The organism is Amycolatopsis minnesotensis, from assembly GCF_039529815.1.
GTDB classification, from domain to species: Bacteria; Actinomycetota; Actinomycetes; order Mycobacteriales; family Pseudonocardiaceae; genus Amycolatopsis; species Amycolatopsis minnesotensis.
The window spans coordinates 55,105-73,338 of record NZ_BAAANN010000019.1 but is presented as its reverse complement, the minus strand read 5'-3'; the positions used below and the strand labels follow the sequence as shown (position 1 = coordinate 73,338).

General features: G+C 69.5%; 16 protein-coding genes. 6 read left to right on the top strand and 10 right to left on the bottom strand.

Annotation, left to right across the window (positions count from 1 at the left end):
- Positions 1–24: 24 nt before the first annotated feature.
- Positions 25–510 carry a DoxX family protein gene (locus ABD256_RS23695; RefSeq protein ID WP_344422775.1) on the top strand — a complete coding sequence of 162 codons (486 nt, stop codon included), beginning with the start codon at positions 25–27 and terminating at the stop codon, positions 508–510.
- Positions 511–830: 320 nt separating this feature from the next.
- On the opposite strand, the gene ABD256_RS23690 is transcribed toward ABD256_RS23695, so the two are convergent.
- The 3 genes from ABD256_RS23690 to ABD256_RS23680 are packed head-to-tail and all read right to left on the bottom strand — an operon-like array spanning position 831 to position 3,936.
- The gene (locus tag ABD256_RS23690; RefSeq protein WP_344422772.1) at positions 831–1,634 is read right to left on the bottom strand and encodes an ABC transporter permease; all 804 of its coding nucleotides are present in this window, start codon (positions 1,632–1,634) and stop codon (positions 831–833) included.
- Positions 1,631–2,593: an ATP-binding cassette domain-containing protein gene (locus ABD256_RS23685; protein ID WP_344422769.1), complete on the bottom strand. Its 963-nt coding sequence runs from the start codon at positions 2,591–2,593 to the stop codon at positions 1,631–1,633. The genes ABD256_RS23690 and ABD256_RS23685 overlap by 4 nt, the downstream gene beginning before the upstream one ends.
- Positions 2,594–2,646: 53 nt before the next feature.
- The gene (locus ABD256_RS23680) at positions 2,647–3,936 is read right to left on the bottom strand and encodes an acetyl-CoA C-acetyltransferase (RefSeq protein WP_344422766.1); all 1,290 of its coding nucleotides are present in this window, start codon (positions 3,934–3,936) and stop codon (positions 2,647–2,649) included.
- Between the two features lie 138 nt (positions 3,937–4,074).
- Between ABD256_RS23680 and ABD256_RS23675 the strand changes: the two genes are divergently transcribed.
- Entirely contained in the window at positions 4,075–5,418 is a 1,344-nt protein-coding gene (locus ABD256_RS23675; protein WP_344422763.1) for a 3-oxoacyl-ACP reductase, read from the top strand.
- On the top strand, positions 5,418–6,287 hold the full coding sequence (locus tag ABD256_RS23670) for a MaoC family dehydratase (protein ID WP_344422760.1): 870 nt from the start codon (positions 5,418–5,420) through the stop codon (positions 6,285–6,287). Before ABD256_RS23675 ends, ABD256_RS23670 begins: the two co-directional genes overlap by 1 nt.
- Before the next feature lie 13 nt (positions 6,288–6,300).
- On the opposite strand, the gene ABD256_RS23665 is transcribed toward ABD256_RS23670, so the two are convergent.
- Positions 6,301–6,945: a TetR/AcrR family transcriptional regulator gene (locus tag ABD256_RS23665; RefSeq protein ID WP_344422758.1), complete on the bottom strand. Its 645-nt coding sequence runs from the start codon at positions 6,943–6,945 to the stop codon at positions 6,301–6,303.
- Between the two features lie 132 nt (positions 6,946–7,077).
- Here ABD256_RS23665 and ABD256_RS23660 point away from each other — a divergent pair, with 132 nt between their 5' ends.
- A complete protein-coding gene (locus tag ABD256_RS23660; protein WP_344422755.1) occupies positions 7,078–7,725 on the top strand; it encodes an SCP2 sterol-binding domain-containing protein in 648 nt (215 codons plus the stop codon).
- A gap of 118 nt (positions 7,726–7,843) precedes the next feature.
- Positions 7,844–8,392, top strand: a complete 549-nt coding sequence (locus ABD256_RS23655) for an SCP2 sterol-binding domain-containing protein (protein ID WP_344422752.1) — start codon at positions 7,844–7,846, stop codon at positions 8,390–8,392.
- A 245-nt stretch (positions 8,393–8,637) separates the two neighbouring features.
- On the opposite strand, the gene ABD256_RS23650 is transcribed toward ABD256_RS23655, so the two are convergent.
- The 3 genes from ABD256_RS23650 to ABD256_RS23640 are packed head-to-tail and all read right to left on the bottom strand — an operon-like array spanning position 8,638 to position 10,952.
- Positions 8,638–9,807, bottom strand: a complete 1,170-nt coding sequence (locus ABD256_RS23650; protein WP_344423066.1) for a TIGR02679 family protein — start codon at positions 9,805–9,807, stop codon at positions 8,638–8,640.
- A gap of 34 nt (positions 9,808–9,841) precedes the next feature.
- A complete protein-coding gene (locus tag ABD256_RS23645; protein ID WP_344423063.1) occupies positions 9,842–10,060 on the bottom strand; it encodes a DUF397 domain-containing protein in 219 nt (72 codons plus the stop codon).
- Positions 10,061–10,091: 31 nt separating this feature from the next.
- Positions 10,092–10,952, bottom strand: a complete 861-nt coding sequence (locus tag ABD256_RS23640; protein WP_344422749.1) for a helix-turn-helix domain-containing protein — start codon at positions 10,950–10,952, stop codon at positions 10,092–10,094.
- Between the two features lie 137 nt (positions 10,953–11,089).
- Between ABD256_RS23640 and ABD256_RS23635 the strand changes: the two genes are divergently transcribed.
- Complete coding sequence (locus tag ABD256_RS23635; RefSeq protein ID WP_344422746.1) at positions 11,090–11,392, top strand: hypothetical protein; 303 nt, start codon at positions 11,090–11,092, stop codon at positions 11,390–11,392.
- Here the strand turns inward: ABD256_RS23635 and ABD256_RS23630 are convergent, their stop codons facing one another.
- Genes ABD256_RS23630 through ABD256_RS23620 form a run of 3 tightly spaced genes read right to left on the bottom strand, consistent with a single transcriptional unit; the run spans position 11,393 to position 18,209 of the window.
- Positions 11,393–15,478, bottom strand: coding sequence for a TIGR02680 family protein (locus ABD256_RS23630; protein ID WP_344422744.1), 4,086 nt, complete (start codon positions 15,476–15,478; stop codon positions 11,393–11,395).
- Entirely contained in the window at positions 15,475–16,668 is a 1,194-nt protein-coding gene (locus tag ABD256_RS23625; protein ID WP_344422741.1) for a TIGR02678 family protein, read from the bottom strand. The genes ABD256_RS23630 and ABD256_RS23625 overlap by 4 nt, the downstream gene beginning before the upstream one ends.
- On the bottom strand, positions 16,665–18,209 hold the full coding sequence (locus ABD256_RS23620; RefSeq protein WP_344422738.1) for a TIGR02677 family protein: 1,545 nt from the start codon (positions 18,207–18,209) through the stop codon (positions 16,665–16,667). The genes ABD256_RS23625 and ABD256_RS23620 overlap by 4 nt, the downstream gene beginning before the upstream one ends.
- Between the last annotated feature and the right edge of the window lie 25 nt (positions 18,210–18,234).

Genomic DNA, 18,234 nt, shown 5'->3' with positions numbered 1-18,234 from the left:
GCACCACTTGAGGAAGGCACGACTGTGATTCTCCGTCGAGTTGCCCGTCCCCTGCTCGCCGCGACCTTCATCTTCGGCGGGTACAACGCCTTGCGGCACGCGGAAGGGCACGCCCAAATGGCGAAGCCGTTCCTCGACAAGACCGTCGGCAAACGAGCCGACATGCTGCCCGACTCGGTGCCCACCGACCCGGAAACCCTGGTCAAGATCGACGGCGCGGTGAAGGTGGTCGCCGGTACCGCGCTGGCGCTCGGGAAGCTGCCTCGTCTTTCGTCGCTGGCGCTCGCCGGGAGCCTGGTGCCGACCACCCTCGCCGGACACGCGTTCTGGGAGGAGAAGGACCCGGCTCAGCGGCAGCAGCACCTCATCCACTTCCTGAAGAACGCGGGCCTGATCGGCGGCCTCCTGGTGTCCGCGGCCGACACGCACGGCAAGCCCTCACTCGGCTGGCGAGCCAAGCGCGCCGCGAAGAAGGCCCGCAAGCGCGCCGAAGACGTGCTGCCCAACTGACCCGCTTCGATCGGGCGATGCTCCTGGCGGGATCCCGCAATGCCCCGAAGGTGGCCTTGAGGGCACTGAGCGCCCCGAAGGTCACCTTCGGGGCATGTGCAACGTCCCGCCGCCCGCCGCGAGGGCGGAGAAAGTGGCGCTGGATTCCCCGAAGGCGACCTTCAGGGACCACCGCGCCCCGCGCAGCCGCCACCGGACTCGTCGGATGACCGCCACCCGCACACGCCGTCACTGTGACTCGGGGACCTGAGCACCGCGAACTCCACCCTCATAAGGGGCTCATGCTGCCTCGGCAGCCCCCGCCGTCCGGCGGTGCCTACTTACTTGCTGGCGACGCGGCGGTAGCGGGCGGTGGCCAGCGGCGCGAAGACGGCGATGATCGCCAAGCAGCACAGGATCGCGTACAGGGACGCGTGTTCGGCCGGCCAGCCGGTGGGCGGCGGGCCGAACTTGTTGCCGAACAGGTCCCGCGTCGCGTTCACCACGGCGGTGAACGGGTTCCACTGCGCGATCGCCCGCAGGAATCCCGGCAGGGTCGACTCCGGCACGAACGCCGACGAGATGAAGCTGACCGGGAACATCCACATCAGGCCCGCGCTCTGCGCCACTTCGACGCTGCGCGCGACCAGCCCGATCAGCGCGCCGATCCAGGACAGCGCCCACGCGAACAGCAGCATGATCAGGTAGCCCAGCACCGCGTCCAGGAAGCTGCCGCGGATCCGCCAGCCGACGAGCAGCCCGCACAGCGACATCACGATCAGCGCGATCACGCTGACCACCAGGTCGGATGTGGTGCGGCCGAGGATCACCGCGATCCGCGACATCGGCAGCGAGCGGAACCGGTCGATGATGCCCTTCTGCAGGTCGTTCGCGAACCCGATCACGGTGAACGCCGAGTTGAACGCGACGGTCTGGGCGAAGATGCCCGCGATGATGAACTCGCGGTAGCCCGCGCCGCCGCCCTCGCCGCCGATCGCGTTGCCGAAGACGTAGGCGAACAGCAGCACGAACAGGATCGGCTGCAGGGTCGCCGCCATCAGCCAGTCCGGGTTGCGCCGGACGTTCATCAGGTTGCGCCAGGTGATCACGCCCCCGTCGGAAAGGGCTTTGGCAAAGGAACTCATGACAACCCGTCCTGGTGCGCGTCGTGGCCGGTGATGGAGAGGAACACGTCGTCGAGCGTGGGACGGTGCAGGCCGACGTCGGTGACCGTGACGTTCTGCGCGTCGAGCCGCCGCAGCGCTTCGATCAGCGCCTTCGGCCCGGTGTCCACGAGCACCTCGACCTTGCGGGTGTGCTCGTCCGCGGTGGGCTCACCGGAGCCGACGTCGGCGAGCACCGCGGTCGCGGCGGCCACGTCGGCGGCCGATTCGACGATCAGTTCGAGCCGTTCCCCGCCGGTTTCCGACTTCAGCTGGTCCGCGGTGCCCTTCGCGATCACCTTGCCGTGGTCGATCACCACGATGTCGTCCGCGAGCTGGTCGGCCTCTTCGAGGTACTGGGTGGTGAGCAGGACCGTGGTGCCGTCGGCGACCAGCTCCTTGATCACCGCCCAGGTGTCCAGCCTGCCGCGCGGGTCGAGCCCGGTGGTCGGCTCGTCGAGGATCACCACCGACGGCTCGGCGACCAGCGCGCCCGCGAGGTCGAGCCGCCTGCGCATGCCACCCGAATAGCCCTTCGCGGGGCGGTCGCCCGCTTCGGCGAGCTGGAAGCGGCGCAGCAGCTCGCGGGCGCGTTCGCGCGCCGCGGCCTTCTTGCGGCCGTAGAGCCTGCCGACCATGTACAGGTTCTCGAACCCGGTGAGGTTCTCGTCGACCGCGGCGTACTGGCCGGACAGCCCGATCTGGCGGCGCACCGAGTCGGGATCGGCGAGCACGTCGTGCCCGGCGACCCATGCCTCGCCCGAATCGGGGCGCAGCAGCGTGGTCAGGATGCGGACCGTGGTCGTCTTGCCCGCGCCGTTGGGCCCCAGCAGGCCGAGCACCCTGCCCGCCGGGATCTCCAGGTCCACGCCGTCCAGTGCGCGCGTGGACCCGTACGTCTTGACCAGTGCGGTCGCGCGGACCGCGACGTCGGTGACCATGGCCACACCCTAGGCCGGAGCACCGACAGTTCGCGCCCGATTTCGCCCAGGACTTACCGTTCCAAGATCGCCGTGATGCCCTGGCCGCCCGCGGCGCAGATCGAGATGAGCCCGCGACCGGACCCCTTCTCGTTCAGCAGCTTCGCGAGCGTCGCCACGATCCGGCCGCCGGTGGCCGCGAACGGGTGCCCCGCGGCGAGCGAGGACCCGTTGACGTTCAGCTTGTCGCGGTCGATCGAGCCGAGCGGGGCGTCGAGGTCGAGCTTCTCCTTCGCGAACCTCGGGTCCTCCCACGCCTTGAGGGTGGCGAGCACCTGCGACGCGAACGCCTCGTGGATCTCGTAGAAGTCGAAGTCCTGCAAGGAAAGCCCGGCGCGCGAGAGCATGCGCGGCACCGCGTAGGCGGGCGCCATGAGCAGGCCCTCGCCGCCGTGGACGTAGTCGACCGCCGCGGTCTGGGAGAACGTGAGGTACGCCAGCACCGGCAGTTTCCTGGCCGCGGCCCACTGCTCGGTCGCCAGCAGCACGGTGGACGCGCCGTCGGACAGCGGTGTCGAGTTGCCCGCGGTCATCGTGCCGGACGGGCCGCCGAACACCGGCTTGAGCTTCGCGAGCTTCTCGGCGGTGGAGTCGCCGCGGAGGTTCTGGTCCCGCGAGAGCTTGAGGAACGGGGTCACCAGGTCGTCGAAGAAGCCGCGGTCGTAGGCGGCGGCGAGGCGCTGGTGGCTGGTCGCGGCCAGCTCGTCCTGCGCGGCGCGCGCGACTTCCCATTCCTTCGCGGTGAGCGCGGCGTGCTCGCCCATCGACAGGCCGGTGCGCGGCTCGGCGTTCTGCGGGATCGCGGGCACGATGTGGCCCGGCCGGATCTTGGCGAGGAGCTTGAGCCGGTCGCCGACGGTCTTCGCCGCGTTGAGCTTGACGAGGATGCGGCGCAGGTCGTCGTTCACCGCGAGCGGGGCGTCGCTGGTGGTGTCGACGCCGCCGGCGATCGCGGAGTCGATCTGGCCGAGCGCGATCTTGTTGGCCACGGTGACGATGGCCTGCAGCCCGGTGCCGCACGCCATCTGCACGTCGGAAGCGGGCGTGCTCGGCGAAAGCGCGCTGCCGAGGACGCTCTCGCGTGCGAGGTTGAAGTCCCGCGAGTGCTTGAGCACCGCGCCGGCCGCGACCTCGCCGATCACCTCGCCCTGCAGCGAGTAGCGGCTGACCAGCCCGTCGAGCGCCGAGGTGAACATGTCCTGGTTCGACGCGTTGGCGTACGGGCCGTTGGACCGCGCGAACGGGATCCGGTTGCCGCCGATGATGGCGACCTTGCGCACCGCGGGTGCCCTCTTCGTGGCCATGGCTCCTCCTGATTCCCGCCCGCCGCGCGACCGCCGGGAGCGGTTCGCGCCACAGTATTTGCCGTTCCGTGTCCCATCGTAACCTACCGGCGAGTAGGTTACGATGGGAGTGACGCAACCGAATGCGGGAGGCTTTTCATGGCGGACAGGTACCAGCAGTTCACGAAGACGCCCGTCGGGCGGTTCCTGGTGCCGAAACTCGGCCTGCCCAGCGCGCCGACCCTGCGCAGGTACAAGCCGGGCCAGCCCGCGCTCGACGGTCCCGCGCTCTTCGGCGCCGCGCCGGGCGGCAGGCTCGAAAAGACGCTGACCGAGCAGCTCGGTGACGCTGGGATCGAGGTCCGCACCACGCCGGTCGAGACGGGCAAGCACGCGGCGCTCGTCTTCGACGCGACCGGCGTGCAGGACCCGAAGCAGCTCCGCGCGGTATACGACTTCTTCCACCCGGTCATCCGGAGCGTCGGCAACTCGGGCCGGGTCGTGGTGTTCGGCACCCCGCCGGAGCTCCTCGAAGGCGGGGCGCGGATCGCCCAGCGCGCGCTCGAAGGGTTCGTCCGCTCGGTCGGCAAGGAGCTCAAGCGCGGCGCGACCGCCCAGCTCGTCTACGTCGCCGAGGGCAGCGAAGGCGCCACCGAGTCGACCGTCCGGTTCCTGCTGTCGGCCAAGTCCGCCTTCGTCGACGCGCAGGTGATCAGGATCGGCGCCAAAGGCTCGCCCGAATTCACCGCGCCTGCGGACTGGAAGAAGCCGCTCGACGGCAAGATCGCGCTGGTCACCGGCGCCTCCCGCGGGATCGGCGCGGCGATCGCCGAGGTGCTCGCCCGCGACGGCGCGCACGTCGTCGCGCTCGACATCCCCGCGCAGGGCGCCGATCTTTCGAAGGTGGCGAACAAGGTCGGCGGTTCCGCGCTGCAACTCGACATCACCGCGGCCGACGCGCCGCAGAAGCTCGCCGAGCACCTCACGAGCAGGCACGGCGGCGTCGACGTCGTGGTGCACAACGCGGGGATCACCAGGGACAAGACGCTCGGGAACATGTCCGACGGCGCGTGGGACTCGGTGCTGACCGTGAACCTCGCGTCCCAGCTCGCGGTGAACGACAAGTTCCTCGCCGACGGCGTGCTGAAGCCGAACGGCCGCATCGTCGGCGTCTCGTCGATCGCGGGCATCGCGGGCAACGTCGGCCAGACCAACTACGCGACCAGCAAGGCCGGCGTGATCGGCATGATCGACGACAGCTCGTCCCGGCTCGCCGAGCACGGCGGCACGATCAACGCGGTCGCGCCCGGATTCATCGAGACGAAGATGACCGCCGCGGTGCCGCTGTTCATCCGCGAGGCCGGCCGCCGCCTGTCGAGCCTCGGCCAGGGCGGGCTGCCGGTGGACGTCGCCGAGACGATCGCCTGGTACGCCAACCCGGCCTCGGCCGCGGTCAACGGCAACGTGGTCCGCGTGTGCGGCCAGGCACTGCTGGGGGCGTGATGACCGTGAAGGTGCTCGACTCCCCGCCGAACCTCGGCTCGCTGTATTCGAAGGCGCTGCTCGGCGGCGTGCGCCCCGGCAGGGACGGCGACGCGCTGCCCGGCACCGAGTACGTGCGCGAGGGCGTGACGATCGCCCCGGCGCACCTCGCCGACTACAACCGCGTCTGCGGGTTCCGGCTCTCCGACGAGCTGCCGGTGACCTACCCGCACATCCTGGCGTTCCCGTTGCAGATGGCGCTGATGACCGAGGGGGATTTCCCGTTCCCGCTGCTCGGCATGGTGCACGTGGCGAACCGGATCACCCAGCACCGGCCGGTGCGGCTGGACGAGAAGTTCACCCTGCGCGTGCGCGCGGAAAACCTGCGGCCGCACGAAAAGGGCCGCCAGTTCGACGTGGTCAGCGAGGTGCTGCCGGTCGGCGAGGACAGTCCGGTGTGGACAGACGTGAGCACCTACCTGCGCCGCGGCGGCGGCTCCGGCGACGGCTCCGGCGGCGGCGCCGACGGTGGGAAGCAGCTCACGCCGCCGGTGCCGAACGCGGTGTGGCGGGTGCCCGCCGACATCGGCCGCAAGTACGCGGAGGCATCCGGCGACCGCAATCCGATCCACCTGCACGCGCTGTCCGCGAAGGCGTTCGGGTTCCCGTCCGCGATCGCGCACGGCATGTGGTCGAAGGCGCACGCGCTGGCCGCGTTCGAGGGCAGGCTCCCCTCGGCGTTCACCGTGGACGTGCGGTTCAAGCTGCCGATCCTGCTGCCTGCCAAGGTCGCGTTCACGTCGTGGCGCACCGACGACGGGCTCGCTTTCGAGCTGTGGAACGCGCGCAAGCCGAAGCCGCACCTCTCGGGCAGCATCGTCACGCTCTGAGCGGCTACCGGCACTACGCGGTCGGTTTCCAGACGTCGCCTTCGACGAGGTCGTTGAACCCGAGCCAGACCAGGTTCATCAGCCAGGAGGCGAGCACGCCGTCGGAGACGTCGGGGTGGTCGAGCGCCCAGTCGGCGAGGGATTCGGCCGCGCCGACGAGCGCCGCGGACAGGCCCTCGCCGGAGAACTCCGCCTGCTCGGCGAGGCCCTTGCGGGCGCCGGCGTTGACCACGAGCGCGGCGACCAGTTCGATCGCGCGCGTGCGCATCGCGGTGATCTCGGCGGCGAACTCCCCGCCGACGGTGAGCGCCTGGCGGTGCAGCACGGTCCACGACTCGCGGAAGTCGGCGACGAACCGGTAGAACGAGCGCAGGCCGTGCCAGAGCTGCATGTCGGGCGGCAGCTCCGGTTTGACGCCGTCCTGGATGGCCTCCAGCAGGCGGGTGGCCTCGCGCCGGATGCACTTGGCGAAGAGGTCTTCCTTGGAGCCGAGGTAGGTGTAGATCATCGGCTTGGAGACACCCGCGACCTCGGAGATCTCGTCCATCGACGCGGTGTGGTAGCCGTAGCGCGAGAACACCTGCACCGCGGCGTCCAGGATCTGCCGTTCCCGAACCGCCCTCGGCAGCCGTCGTGCGCGCTGTACTTCCTCGGTCACGCGGACCTCCTTTCCGGGGGTGAACGCTACCCGGACACGAGGTCGAGGTGTATTTTCCCCGCGTTCAAGCAGCTTGCCGCGTAACCTACTGGCGCGTAGCCTACGCGTCAGTAGGTGTAATGGAGGGGTCGGATGTCGGAGCACACTGAGACCGGTCTGCGCGGGATGCGAGGCGCCGCGCTGGTCGACGCGCTGGAGCGGCTGCAGCCCGCCGACCTGGGCCCGGCCACGCTCGACGTGAACGAACTCGCCGGCGCCATCGACCCGCGCGATCTCGGCAAGGACGACTTCCGCAGGCTGCTGGCGGCGTTGCTCAGGCTGTCCGAGCGCGCGCCGGAACTCGACCTGAGCAAGGTCGATCCCGAGCATTTCGCCACACTCGTGTCGCGCGCGTCGAAGACCCAGCTCGAACGCGTCGTCGCGGAGAAGCCGCTCCGCACGCGCGTGCTCGGGGAGATCTTCGGCCGGATGAGCGCGCACCTGAAGAAGGACCGCTCGCGCGGCCTGCGCGCGGTCATCCACTGGCGGCTCTCCGGTGGCGACGGCGACGGCGGCTACGACCGCTACGAAACCGTCATCGACGACGGTGAATGCACCGTCAACCGGGAGATGACCGAACGGGCGAGGGTGACCATCACGATCGCGCCCGCGGATTTCTTCAAACTCATCACGCACCAGGCGACGCCCGCCGTATTGTTCGTCACCGGAAAGATCAAGATCAAGGGTGACCTGGCATTCGCCGCCGGGCTGATCGGATTCTTCGATCTCCCCAAACCGTGACGGCGCGGTAGACTCCGTTCCCGTGTCCTCCCGATCCGAAGAACACACGTGGCGTACGCGGCTGCGCTTTTCGCGTGGCCGACGCGGCCGTGCCACCCACGCGGGTGAGCGGCACGCCGTGAACGCGTTCGCGGACAAGGTCGACCTCGGCAAGCTGTCGCCGGAGCAGTTCATCCAGCTCCTGGAAACCCTGCACATGCTGGGCTCGGCCGGTGCGGGCGTCGAGCTGACCTCGCTGTCCACCGAAACGCTCGTCGACCTCGTTCAGCGCGCGTCGAAGGACCAGCTCAAAGCGATCGCGGACCACGCCGAACTGCGCTCCGTTTTCCTGGACGAGATATTCAGGAGGATGTCGGAGCATTTCGCGCCCGAGCGCGCGAAGAATGTGGACCTGGTGGTCAGCTGGCGTTTTTCCAACGGCGACGGCGAAGACGGGTTCGATCGGTTCCAGACGGTGATCGAGGACGGCATGTGCGTTTCCAGCACCGATCTCGGCCGCTCCCCGGACACCACGATCACGGTGGCCGCGGACGATTTCATCAGAATGGCCACCGGGAACGCGGCCGTCGCCACCATGTTCGTCACCGGGCGGGTGCGCGTGAAGGGCGAATACGCCCCCGCCGTACGGCTTTCGAGCTACTTCGACATCCCGAAGCCGACCTCTTGACCAGCGCTGGCTACCTTGCCGGAGTGAGCACCGAACTCGCGCAATTCTCCGACTATGCCGAACCGTTGTCGGCGATCGCGAAGCCGCGAACCGCGAGCTGTCCGGCTCCGGTGTCGCCCGCATCGTCATGGTGCCGCTGACCACCGCGGAGCTGATCGAGTACGCGGCTCGGACCGGCGGCTTGCCCTGTGAAGGCCGAGTTTGTGGCGCCCTTCACCTGATCTTCGCGGAATCATCCGTCTGGCTCAGCCGAGATCGGTGATGAGGTCTTCGAGGACGAGTTCTTCTTCGATCTTGGTGCCGAGTTCGGTCATCGCCGGGGTGAGGTTCTGGTCCCAGCTCGCGGTGGCCGGGGTGCCGGTGAGGGTGGCGCCGGTTCGTGTGGCGGCGTTCCGGTAGGTGGCGGTGTCGAAACGCCATGGGCGGACGGGCAGGCGGTCGAAGAGGACGTTGGCGATGCGGATGCCGCCCCAGTCGAAGTCGCCGTGGTGGCGCAGGTCGGCGCCGGTGTCGGCGAGGGTGCGCAGGAGCAGCATCACGGCGGCGCCGGGTTGGCCGTTCGTGCACACCAGTGGCGTGCAGGCGGGGCCGAGGCGGTCGGCGGCGGTGGTGACGACGACGGGGTTTTCGCAGATCGAGATCGGCTGGGCGACCAGGCGGGGTGGATCGCGGACGAGTTGGCGCAGGGTGAGGACGACCGGCTGGCCGGCGGCGTGGAACGCGGCCAGCGCGCGGCCGGTGGCGGTGTGCGGGTCGCCGGGGAAGCCGAGGGTGAGCACCGTGCTGGACACGTCGTCGCGGAGGACGCCGACCGCGGCCCAGGTTTCGCGGCTGGCCGCGTCCGGCAGACCGGCGAGCGCGCGGGCGGCGCCGAGCGCGAGGGTGGTCAGGGGGCGGCCGTCGTCGAGACCGTGTGCGTCGCGGACGGTTCGGGCGGCGAAAGTGCCGAGTGGCTCGCCGGGCGCGGGCAGTTCGGCGATGACCGTGGCCAGGTCGGCGAGCATGGGCTCGGCGGATTCGGGAGTACCCGCGAGACGACGGACCAGGCCGGTCGCGTGCAGGCGTTCGTACCAATCCGCCAGCGGCGGGCGGGACTCGATGATGGCGGCGAGCGGCGCGAAAGCGCGTCGCCAGGCGGTTTCGAGGGCGGAGGTGTGCGCGGCGCGGTCGGTGATCGGGCCGGTCAGGGCGGTTACGGCGGCGGCGAGCCCGTCGGGGCTGGCGCCGGAGCGGCGCAGAACCTCGTCGACGGCGGGCAGCGACACGGTGAGTGCGGTCCCGGCGCGTGGGCGGCGGCCGAGCAGGCGGTGCACGGCGTCGCGCTGGGCGGGGGTGGCGTTGGACAGCGTGACCGAAGTGTCCAGGGATTCGTTGCGCTCGAGTCGCCGCCGGACGCGGTCGACGAGCCAGGTCAGGTCGCCGCCGAGCAGGCGGGCCAGGCGGGCCGGGTCAGCCGAGATCGTCGAACTCGCCCGCTTTGACGCCCTTGAGCCAAGCGCTCATCTCGGCGCGGGTGAAGTAGGTGACCCCGGCGTCGGGGTGGTTGCTGTTGCGGATCGCGATCCGGCCATCGGGCAGAGCGGCCGCCTCGACACAGGTGCTGCCGTTACCCGGGTCATCATCGGTGTAGCTGCTCTTACGCCAAGTCACATTGGCCAAAGAATCCACCAGCGGCAACGTGATGACCTCCTTGCACTTGCTAGCGGTACTGCTTCAGCGCCTCAGCAATGACCGCAGCGGACTTCTCAGCGGACAATGCTTGCTGGGTAAGCATACCGAAGCGCAGAGTCCAGGAACGGATCCGATCGCGGTCCTCGATGTAGAACGTCCCTGGTGGCCCTTCGAAGTAGCCGACGTCCGGGATCGGGTCAGGCAGCGTGAACAGTGCGAATGGACCGGTCAGCCCCGGGCCACCTCCGCAGTCTCTCGGCAGGACCTGGATGGTGACATTGGGGTACTCGGCGACCGTGAGCAGCTTGCGCAGCTGATCGTGCATCACTATGCGGTCGCCGACGATCCGGTGCAGGATGAACTCGTCGAGGATGAAATGAAACGTGGGCGGGTTGTCTTTGGACAGGATCTGCTGCCGGGCAATCCGCACTGCGACACGATGTTCCAGCTCCCCAGGACTGAACTGCTGGTAGTTCATCGACAAGATCAGTGCGCGAACGTAGTCGGAAGTTTGCAAGAGTCCCTGGACGAGCTGGTTCTGGAAGTCGCGCTGAGCCACCAGGCCACTCTCCAGGCTCAGGAGCGGCTGGATCGTGATGGGCATCGAGTCCCTGTATTGATGCCACCAGTCGCGCTGGCGGGAGTCAATCGCGAGCTGTGTCAAGGCTTTCAGCAGTTCAGGATCGTCGACTCGATAGGCAGTGAGGAGATGCTCGACCTCGCGAGGCTTGAGAGTGTGCTCGCGATTTTCAACTCGGGACAGCTTTGATCGCGACCAGTTGCCGCCGCCCTCCCGGAGACGATCGACCGCGTCGTCCTGGGTGAGATTTGCTTGCTCCCGAAGAGCTTTCACTGTCGTGGCGAGCTGCCAGCGACGGACGATCGACACGCCACCCTCCGCTCCTTGTGCCAAGGTGGACCTCCATTCGGGTGAACAATGGAATTTCCAGTTTTTTCGTGGTGTCGACCATGTCAGGTTAGATGCACACCGGGTGTCGGTGCAAACACAGTCCGTGGGAGGTCGGGATGGTAGCCGATGGGGATGGTCCACTTTGTGCTGAGGCGGAGTTCGAGGACCTGGTCAGGAACATGGTCGCCACGTTCGCGCCGCGGTTGTTCGCCGTCGTGCAGGAGTACGGGGAACACGTCGACGCCAGGATTGCCGCGTGGGGCATCGCTTTCGACGACGAAGACGGCGCCGAGGTGATCAGCGTCGACGGTGGGTTGCGGATGTCCGTCGGTAGCCCGGAGCGGGCGTTGGTGGGGTTCGTCCAGCGGCCGGAAGTGTCCGCGCGGGTGGTGTGGGTCGATCCGCCCGAGGCCGCGTGATCATTCGCCGCTCCACAACCCTCCCTGCGCGGCCGCTGGCTCGGCGCTGATCTTCGTGCGCTTCCGGCCGTCCCACTCCCAGTTGGTCACCAGTACCGCGGCGACGTCGTCGGTGCGGGCGAGCTGGGAGATCGCCAGGCCCGGAACCTCCGGATAGCAGCCCCATTCGCGTTCACTGGTCATCACGACGTCCAGGTCGAACGCGGCCAGCAGGCCGAGGTACTTCGCGCGGGCGTTGTCGTCGACCCCGGCGAAGGCTTCGTCCAGGGTGACCAGGCGCGGCGCGTGCGGGCTGCCCGCCGACGCGTAGTGCGAGGACGCGGCGGCGAACAACGGCACACTGGCGGCGAGGACGCGTTCGCCGCCCGAGGCGGGGCCGGTCGCGGGTTTCCACTGGCCGTTCTGGTGCCGCTGGATGACGAACCGGCTCCAGGTCCGGTAGTCGAGCGCTTCGGTGAGCTGTTCCAGCCAGGTACCGGAGGCGTCTCGCGAGCGAACCTCCGCGATCCTGGCCTGCAGGAATTCCCCGACGGCGGCGCGATCCTCCTCGGACCACGCGTCCGCGGTCTGCCGGAGCAGCCGGTCCCGCGCGGCGGCGAGCCCGGCCGGGCCGTCCTCCCGCGAACGCCACTGCAACCGCAGGCGCATCCCGGTACTCGTCGGCCGGTCGTCGAGTTCGGTGTTCATCCTCGCGACCTGGGCTTCGGCGGCCGAAATCAGTTCCTGAAGGGTGCTGGCCACCTCGTTGACCAGGTGGTTCTCCAGGATCTCGCGTTCGCGTTCGCTCAGCAGCCGTTCCCGGTCGCCGACCTCGGTGCCCAGCGCGCCCGCGAGTTCGGGCACGGTCGCGGGCTTGCCCCGGAACTCGACCTCGACGACAAGGCCGTCTTCGAGCAGCTCCCCCGATGCCCTGCTGCCTTGCCGGGAAAGCGTGTCGGTGAGGGTTTTCAGCTCGTCGTTGACCCGCTTCTGCGCACGATCCCAGGCGTTGTCGTCGTCCGGGGTGTCGGCGAGTTCGTCGTTCATGCGCCTGGCCAGCCGGACGGTCGGGTCCGGCGCCCACGGCTCGCCGGGATCCGGGACGGACAGGTCCGGCAGCGCCACGGCAAGGAGGCCGGTCGCGGCGAACCGGCGGAGGGAGTCCGCTGCTTCGGCGCGGTTGGTGGTCGCGACCTCCAGGTCCGCGGCGAGGGTTTCCCGGCGGCCCTCCGCCTTTCCTCGCGCGTCGATTGCCTTGTCCCGCTCAGTGCTCGCGGCTTTGGTGTCGTTTTCGTTGGCGCGTAAGGCTTGTGCTACCTCGGCGAGATGTGCTTCGAGTTCCGCGACGGCGGCGCCGACGGTGTCTCGCAACGTCTGATGCCGCTCGGCCGCGGCCGTGGCTTCCTGTTCCGCGGTGTGAGCGCGCTCGGCCGCGTTTTCGAGCGTGGCTTCGGCTTCTTCGAGGTCTTCGGCCGCTTGCGCGGCTCCGCGGTCGGCCTCGGTCTTCGCACCGATCGTCGGCCACAACCCGGCCAGCGCCTCCCGGTAGGCCGCCAGGCCACTCTCCACTTCGGACAGTTCCGTGGTGGTGGCGGGGAGCCCGGTGTCCGTCGCGCCTTCCTGGAGCGCGGTGTCCGCCGCGTTCGCGGTTTCGGCGGCGGTGCTGACCGCGGTGGCGGCGTCGGTCTGCTTCACGAACAACCGGCGCAGCTCGTCGGCGAGGCGTTTGACGTCGGAATGTGCTTCGCGCAGCGCCGAGTCGGATGGCAGGCCGGACACCTCGGTGGCCAGGGTTTCCTGGCGGGTGCGCAGGAGGCGGCGCGCTTCGTCGAGCCGGGTCAGTTCGGATTCCACAGTGGACAGTTCGGCGCGCAGCGTGGCCAACCGGGCGCGCCGGGCGGCTTCGCGGGCGCCACGGCCGACGTACTCGGCGACCGGTTTGTGCCAGGCACCGGTGAGCACGCCGATCCGGTACGTGCCGTCGGCGCTGACCCAGGTTTCGCTGTCGCCGCCGAGCCCGATCGCGCCGAGCAGTTCGAGCACGGTCTCGTCGGAAACCGCGTTCGCTCGCGAATTCGCCCTGTCCACCGCGGGTGTCAACGCCGTGGCCAGGCTCGGGCCGGAGACCTGGCCGCGCGGGCTCAGCACGATGTCTTCGGTGTCTGGCGCCAGCAGCTCGCCTGCCGGGGTCACCCACGCGTCGAGGATGCCTGCGCCCTCCAGCGCGGCTTCGAGACCTGCCCGATCGGCCGGATCGACGTCGGCCGCGAAGTCCACGAGCTGCCAGAGCGGCGCACCGGGGCGGTCGGTCCGGTCAGCGTCCTGCCGGGTGTGCGGCACCGGTGGGGCGTTGTCCTCGCCGCGTTCCAGCTTCGCGATCTCGGTGGTCAGTTCTTCGCGGCGAAGGCGGGCGACGCGTTCTTCGGCGGCGCGCTCGGCTTCGGCGTGCGCGAGCGCGCTCGTCGCCGCGTGGCCCGCCGTGCTTGCCGCGGCGGTGGCCGGGTTCGGGCCGTCCAGGGTCTCGACCCACAGTTCCAGTTCGGCGAAGGTCGTGGCCGGGTCGTCCAGTCGGAGTTCGGTCGCCGTGTCGAAATGGCTTCGCACGGCGGTGACCAGTTCGTCGCCGCGTTCGGTGACGTCGTTTTCGGCGGTGGCTCGGCGTTCGGCGAGATCGTCCGCCTCGGCCTCCAGTTCATTGACCTTCTGGCGTGCGGCGGTCAGCTTCTGACCCGCCGTCTCGGCAGCGCGGATCAGGCCCGCCACTTGCTCCACCGCGTGCCGCTGGCGCACCGCCAGTTCGTTGGCTTCCGTGCGTAGCCGGGGGACGTCCGGGCCCGAGGCGAGCGCGGCGTCGATTCGTTCGGCGTGCGGCCCGGCGATTCGTGCCGTGCCCGCGGCTTCCGTCGCAGACGAGCGTGCCGTATCGAGATTCGTGGTGGCCGATGCCAGGCGCTCGGTGGCTTTTCGGTGGTTCTCTTGGCGCGCGGCGAGTTTCGTAGTCGCCTTGCCGAGTTCGCCCGCGCGCTGCTTGGATTCTTCGGCGAGCTTGCGGGCGTCGATGGCCGCGGCTTCCAAGTTCTCCGCTTTGCGCATCTCCGGGCTTTCACGCAGGGTCTTGTCCCGGGTCTGCAACCGGGTGCGGTCGGTGGCGAGTTCCGCGATCCGGGATTCCGCGTTCGCCAGCGCGGTTTCGGCCTCCTGATGGGCCGTCTCGGCTTTCGCGAGGTCTTCGCCGACTCGGCGGTATTCGGCCTGGGCTTGGCGCGGGCGGGCGGCGCGACGTCGTGACGCGACCCGCGCGTATCGGCTGTAGTGGCCGAGAAAGGACTTCGCCGCGTCATGTGCTTCGGTCATCGACCGCAGCGATTCGCGATCCTCCTCCAGGCTCCGGAACGCCTCCGCGACATCGGCGACGACGGCCTGGTCCAACGGCGGCAGCGCCTCGGTGAGGGCCGCGGACAGCGCCTTTTCGCTGGGGCGCTTGGACAACTGCGGCTGCCGGAGCTGGACGAGCAGATCGACCAGCGCGCCGTAGCGTTGCTCACCGAAGCCGAACAGGGCTTCGTCGACGGCGCGCCGGTAGTTCCGCGCCCGGTCGTAGACCGTGCCGCGCTCGCCGATCGCGTCGACGAGCCTGTCCCGGCTCAGCGCGGTGGCAGTCGCGTCGACCAGCTCCAGCCCGGCGCCGATCCGCTGCTCCGTGACGAAGTACCAGTGGCGCGCGATTCCCTTGCCGGACACCGCTTTCAGCCCGCAGCCCAGCGTGCGGAACCGCGGCTCGCCGTGCTCGTCGACGCGGCCGAACTCCAGCCAGGTGTAACCGAGCCGTTCGGGATAGGGGTGGGCGCCGCCGAGCAGGAGGTTCCACTCCATCTTCTTCTTCGGGTCGGCGTCCGGCTCGACCCGGTGCGGCGACAGTTCGCCGTCGAGCAGGAACGGCAGCATGAGCGCGAGCACCTTGGACTTGCCGGTGCCGTTGTTGCCGCGCAACAGCAATCGGCCGTCGCGGAACCAGAACTCTTCGGTGTCGTAGTAGAAGAGGTCGACCAGCCCGGCGCGCAGCGGCTGCCAGCGTTCGAGGGCGGGTTCGGGAAGTTCCCTGGTCATCGGCTTTCCTGGATCGTCGGTTCGGCCAGCGCGTACCGGCTCAGTGCGGGGCGGGCGGACGCCGTGTCTTCGGTCAGCTCGATCAGGCGCAGTGCTTCCAGCCTGGTCAGCGCGAGCGTCGTCAGCTCGGTTTCGGCGCCGGGCTCGGTGGCGTTGCGGCGCCAGAAGGTGCGGTTTTCGGTGGCGAATTCGCGGACCTTGCCGTACAACTCGGTGAGCGGCACCGCTCGGCCGCCGGTGCCCGCGAGGTACTCGGCGAGCAGCAGCGTGGCGTGCCCTTCGGTGCCGCTTTCGGGCATGCGGACGTCGGTGAGATCGTCGGCAGGGTCGACCATCGCGATGCCCTCGGCGCGGACCTCGGCCTTCAGCCCGGTCAACTCGGAGATGCGCAGGGTGATCGCGGCTCGCTGGCCGGTCAAGTACGCGAGTTCAGTTTCGGTGAGTTCGTCGTAGTAGAGCACCGGTTCGTCCAGCAGCCTGCGGGTCAGGTGTTGGCGGATTCGCTGGTTGCGCAGGTCGTCAGTGGTCGGGGGAAGCTCCGCGGTCAGTGCGGCGAGCCGTTCTTCGAAGCCGTCCGCGTCTATTGTGGACGGTCCTCGTGGCGCGGCCAGCAGCGCGGCGAGCACGCGGCGTTCGACGTCGTAGAGGACGTCACCGGTGTCCTTGACGAACGCGTCCTCATCGCCCGCGACGCGGCTGAGCACACCGAGGTCGAGCAGCAGCCGGACCACCGAGACCAGGTCGCCGCGCTCTTCCCGGCCTTGCAGGGTGAACGCGATTCCGGCGGCCACCAGCTCCGGATCGGCCGCGCCCAGCACGACCTGCTCGGCGAGCTTGCCGAGCGTGATCTGCGAGTCGGCGCGCTCCAAGGTCGCCAGCGCGAGGCACAGCAACACGTAGCGTCGCCTGCCGAACGGCTGCTTCGACCGGACGTCCCTGGCCGGGTGGGTGTGCTCGGCCGTGGTCGCCACCGTCTTGACCAGCCGCGCGACCTCGCTGTCCACCAGCAGCCGCCAGCCGGTGTTCCGGTCGAACCAGCCGCGCAGCTCGCTCACGTGCCGCCGGATCAGCGTGAAATCGTCGGATCCCGGCCCGGCCGCCCGGACGATCGGCCGCCGCAGCAACGCACGCGCGGCGCGCCGGTATTCGTCGGTGCGGGACGCGGACAGCGCGTCAGCGAGCGAACTCACGCACTGACCTCCTCGACGGTCGCCGCGGTGAGGTCGACGATCTCCACCAGGTGCTCCGGCCCGCGGAACACCCCGTGCGGTGTGTGGATCTCGGCCCGTCCGGCGTCTTCCAGCGCGGTGAGCCGGATCGCCATGCTGCCGTCCGAGGTGCTGGTCTCGACCGTTCGCGTGCCCGGTGTCCTGGCGGAGAGCGCGTCCCCGAGCAGGGCGAGGAACAACCGGAAGGCCGCCGGGTCCAACTCGCCGAGATCGGCGAGCCTGGTCGGCCTGCTGGTGACCAGTGCGGCACGGGCGGCCGCGGTCTCGGCGGCCTCTCTGCTCGCCAGCTCGGCGAGATAGCGGCGTTGTTCCGTGCGGTCGAGCACGCGGTTGGGCTTGCCGCGCCGTTCGTAGCTCCCGGTTTTCCTCAGGCGAGGACTGATTTCCAGCGGCGGCGCCTCGGCCCACGGGGTGCTTGCCGGAACCGGGTCCTCGGCACGCGCTTCGAGCGTGTCGGCGTCGACGGTCAAGTGGCGTGATGCGGACAGCCCGAACGCGGATCGCCACAGGCGGTGCACCGACGCGTCGTCCGGGGCCTGCGCGAACCACCTCGCCAGGCTGCGGAAATCGGCCGAGCGATCGGATCGCCCCGAGCGCCGTTCGTTCAGTGCCGCGACCACCTGCAGCAACTGCGGGATCGCCGCGCGGGCCTGCGACCGCAGCAGCTTCGCCTGGCTGGGGTGGTGCGGGGCGCTGACGAACCACGTTCGCACGCCCTGCCACCTGTCCTGCCAGAGCGGCCGGACCCGCTCGAACTCCTGCCGCCGGGGATCGTCCGCGCCGTCCCCCTGGCCGGGCGCGGCGTCCTCCGCCTCACGCCAGGCCGCGACGTCGAGCAGCTTGCCGATGCCGAGGTGCTCGATCTCCTCGATCAGCGAAGCGATCTTCCCGCCGGTGCCCACCAGGTCGCGGATGAAGCGTTCGAGGTAGTCGATCAGCCGGTCCTTGTAGGCGCGGAACGCGTCGACGTCGGCATCGTGCAGATCGATCGTGCGCTGGAGCGAGCCCATGAACGCCTGCGCGTTGCCTGCCAGGTCGGTGAAGCGGTCGACCAGGCCGCGGAGCAGCAGGTGCACCTTTGCCTGGTCCGGGGCGGATTCCTTGGCGAAACCGAGCAGGGCGTGGAGCTGGGTGGCGATGTCCGACAACGCGACCGCCTGCAGCGCGCCGCGCTTGCCGAGGGCCTCGTCGTAGGTGGCGAGCGCCTGCTCGGCCGCTTCACCACGCTCGGTGAGCTGGTAGAGGAAGCGGGCGCGGTGGAAGTCCTCGACCGTGGTGACCCGGCTGGTGTCGGGATCGGCGCGCAGGTTCCCCCAGCTGACGAGCTTGGTGAGGGCGTCGGCGATCGAGGTCAGCTCGGCGGCGTCCAGGGTTTCGTGCACGTCCTCCGGCCGCAGGTGCACGGTGAAACGGCGTTTGGCCTGGACGAACGCCCCCATCACGCTCCGGTAGAGCGCGGTGTTCGGCGCCGTCAGATGCGCGAACGGCTGGAAATCCTGCACGGTCCTTTCTCCTCCCCATACCCTC

Bases quoted from the DNA above. Each gene is read 5' to 3' on its own strand.
- ABD256_RS23690 (WP_344422772.1), bottom strand. From the start codon at position 1,634: ATGAGTTCCTTTGCCAAAGCCCTTTCCGACGGGGGCGTGATCACCTGG.
- ABD256_RS23685 (WP_344422769.1), bottom strand. From the start codon at position 2,593: ATGGTCACCGACGTCGCGGTCCGCGCGACCGCACTGGTCAAGACGTAC.
- ABD256_RS23680 (WP_344422766.1), bottom strand. From the start codon at position 3,936: ATGGCCACGAAGAGGGCACCCGCGGTGCGCAAGGTCGCCATCATCGGC.
- ABD256_RS23675 (WP_344422763.1), top strand. From the start codon at position 4,075: ATGGCGGACAGGTACCAGCAGTTCACGAAGACGCCCGTCGGGCGGTTC.
- ABD256_RS23670 (WP_344422760.1), top strand. From the start codon at position 5,418: ATGACCGTGAAGGTGCTCGACTCCCCGCCGAACCTCGGCTCGCTGTAT.
- ABD256_RS23660 (WP_344422755.1), top strand. From the start codon at position 7,078: ATGTCGGAGCACACTGAGACCGGTCTGCGCGGGATGCGAGGCGCCGCG.
- ABD256_RS23635 (WP_344422746.1), top strand. From the start codon at position 11,090: ATGGTAGCCGATGGGGATGGTCCACTTTGTGCTGAGGCGGAGTTCGAG.
- ABD256_RS23630 (WP_344422744.1), bottom strand. From the start codon at position 15,478: ATGACCAGGGAACTTCCCGAACCCGCCCTCGAACGCTGGCAGCCGCTG.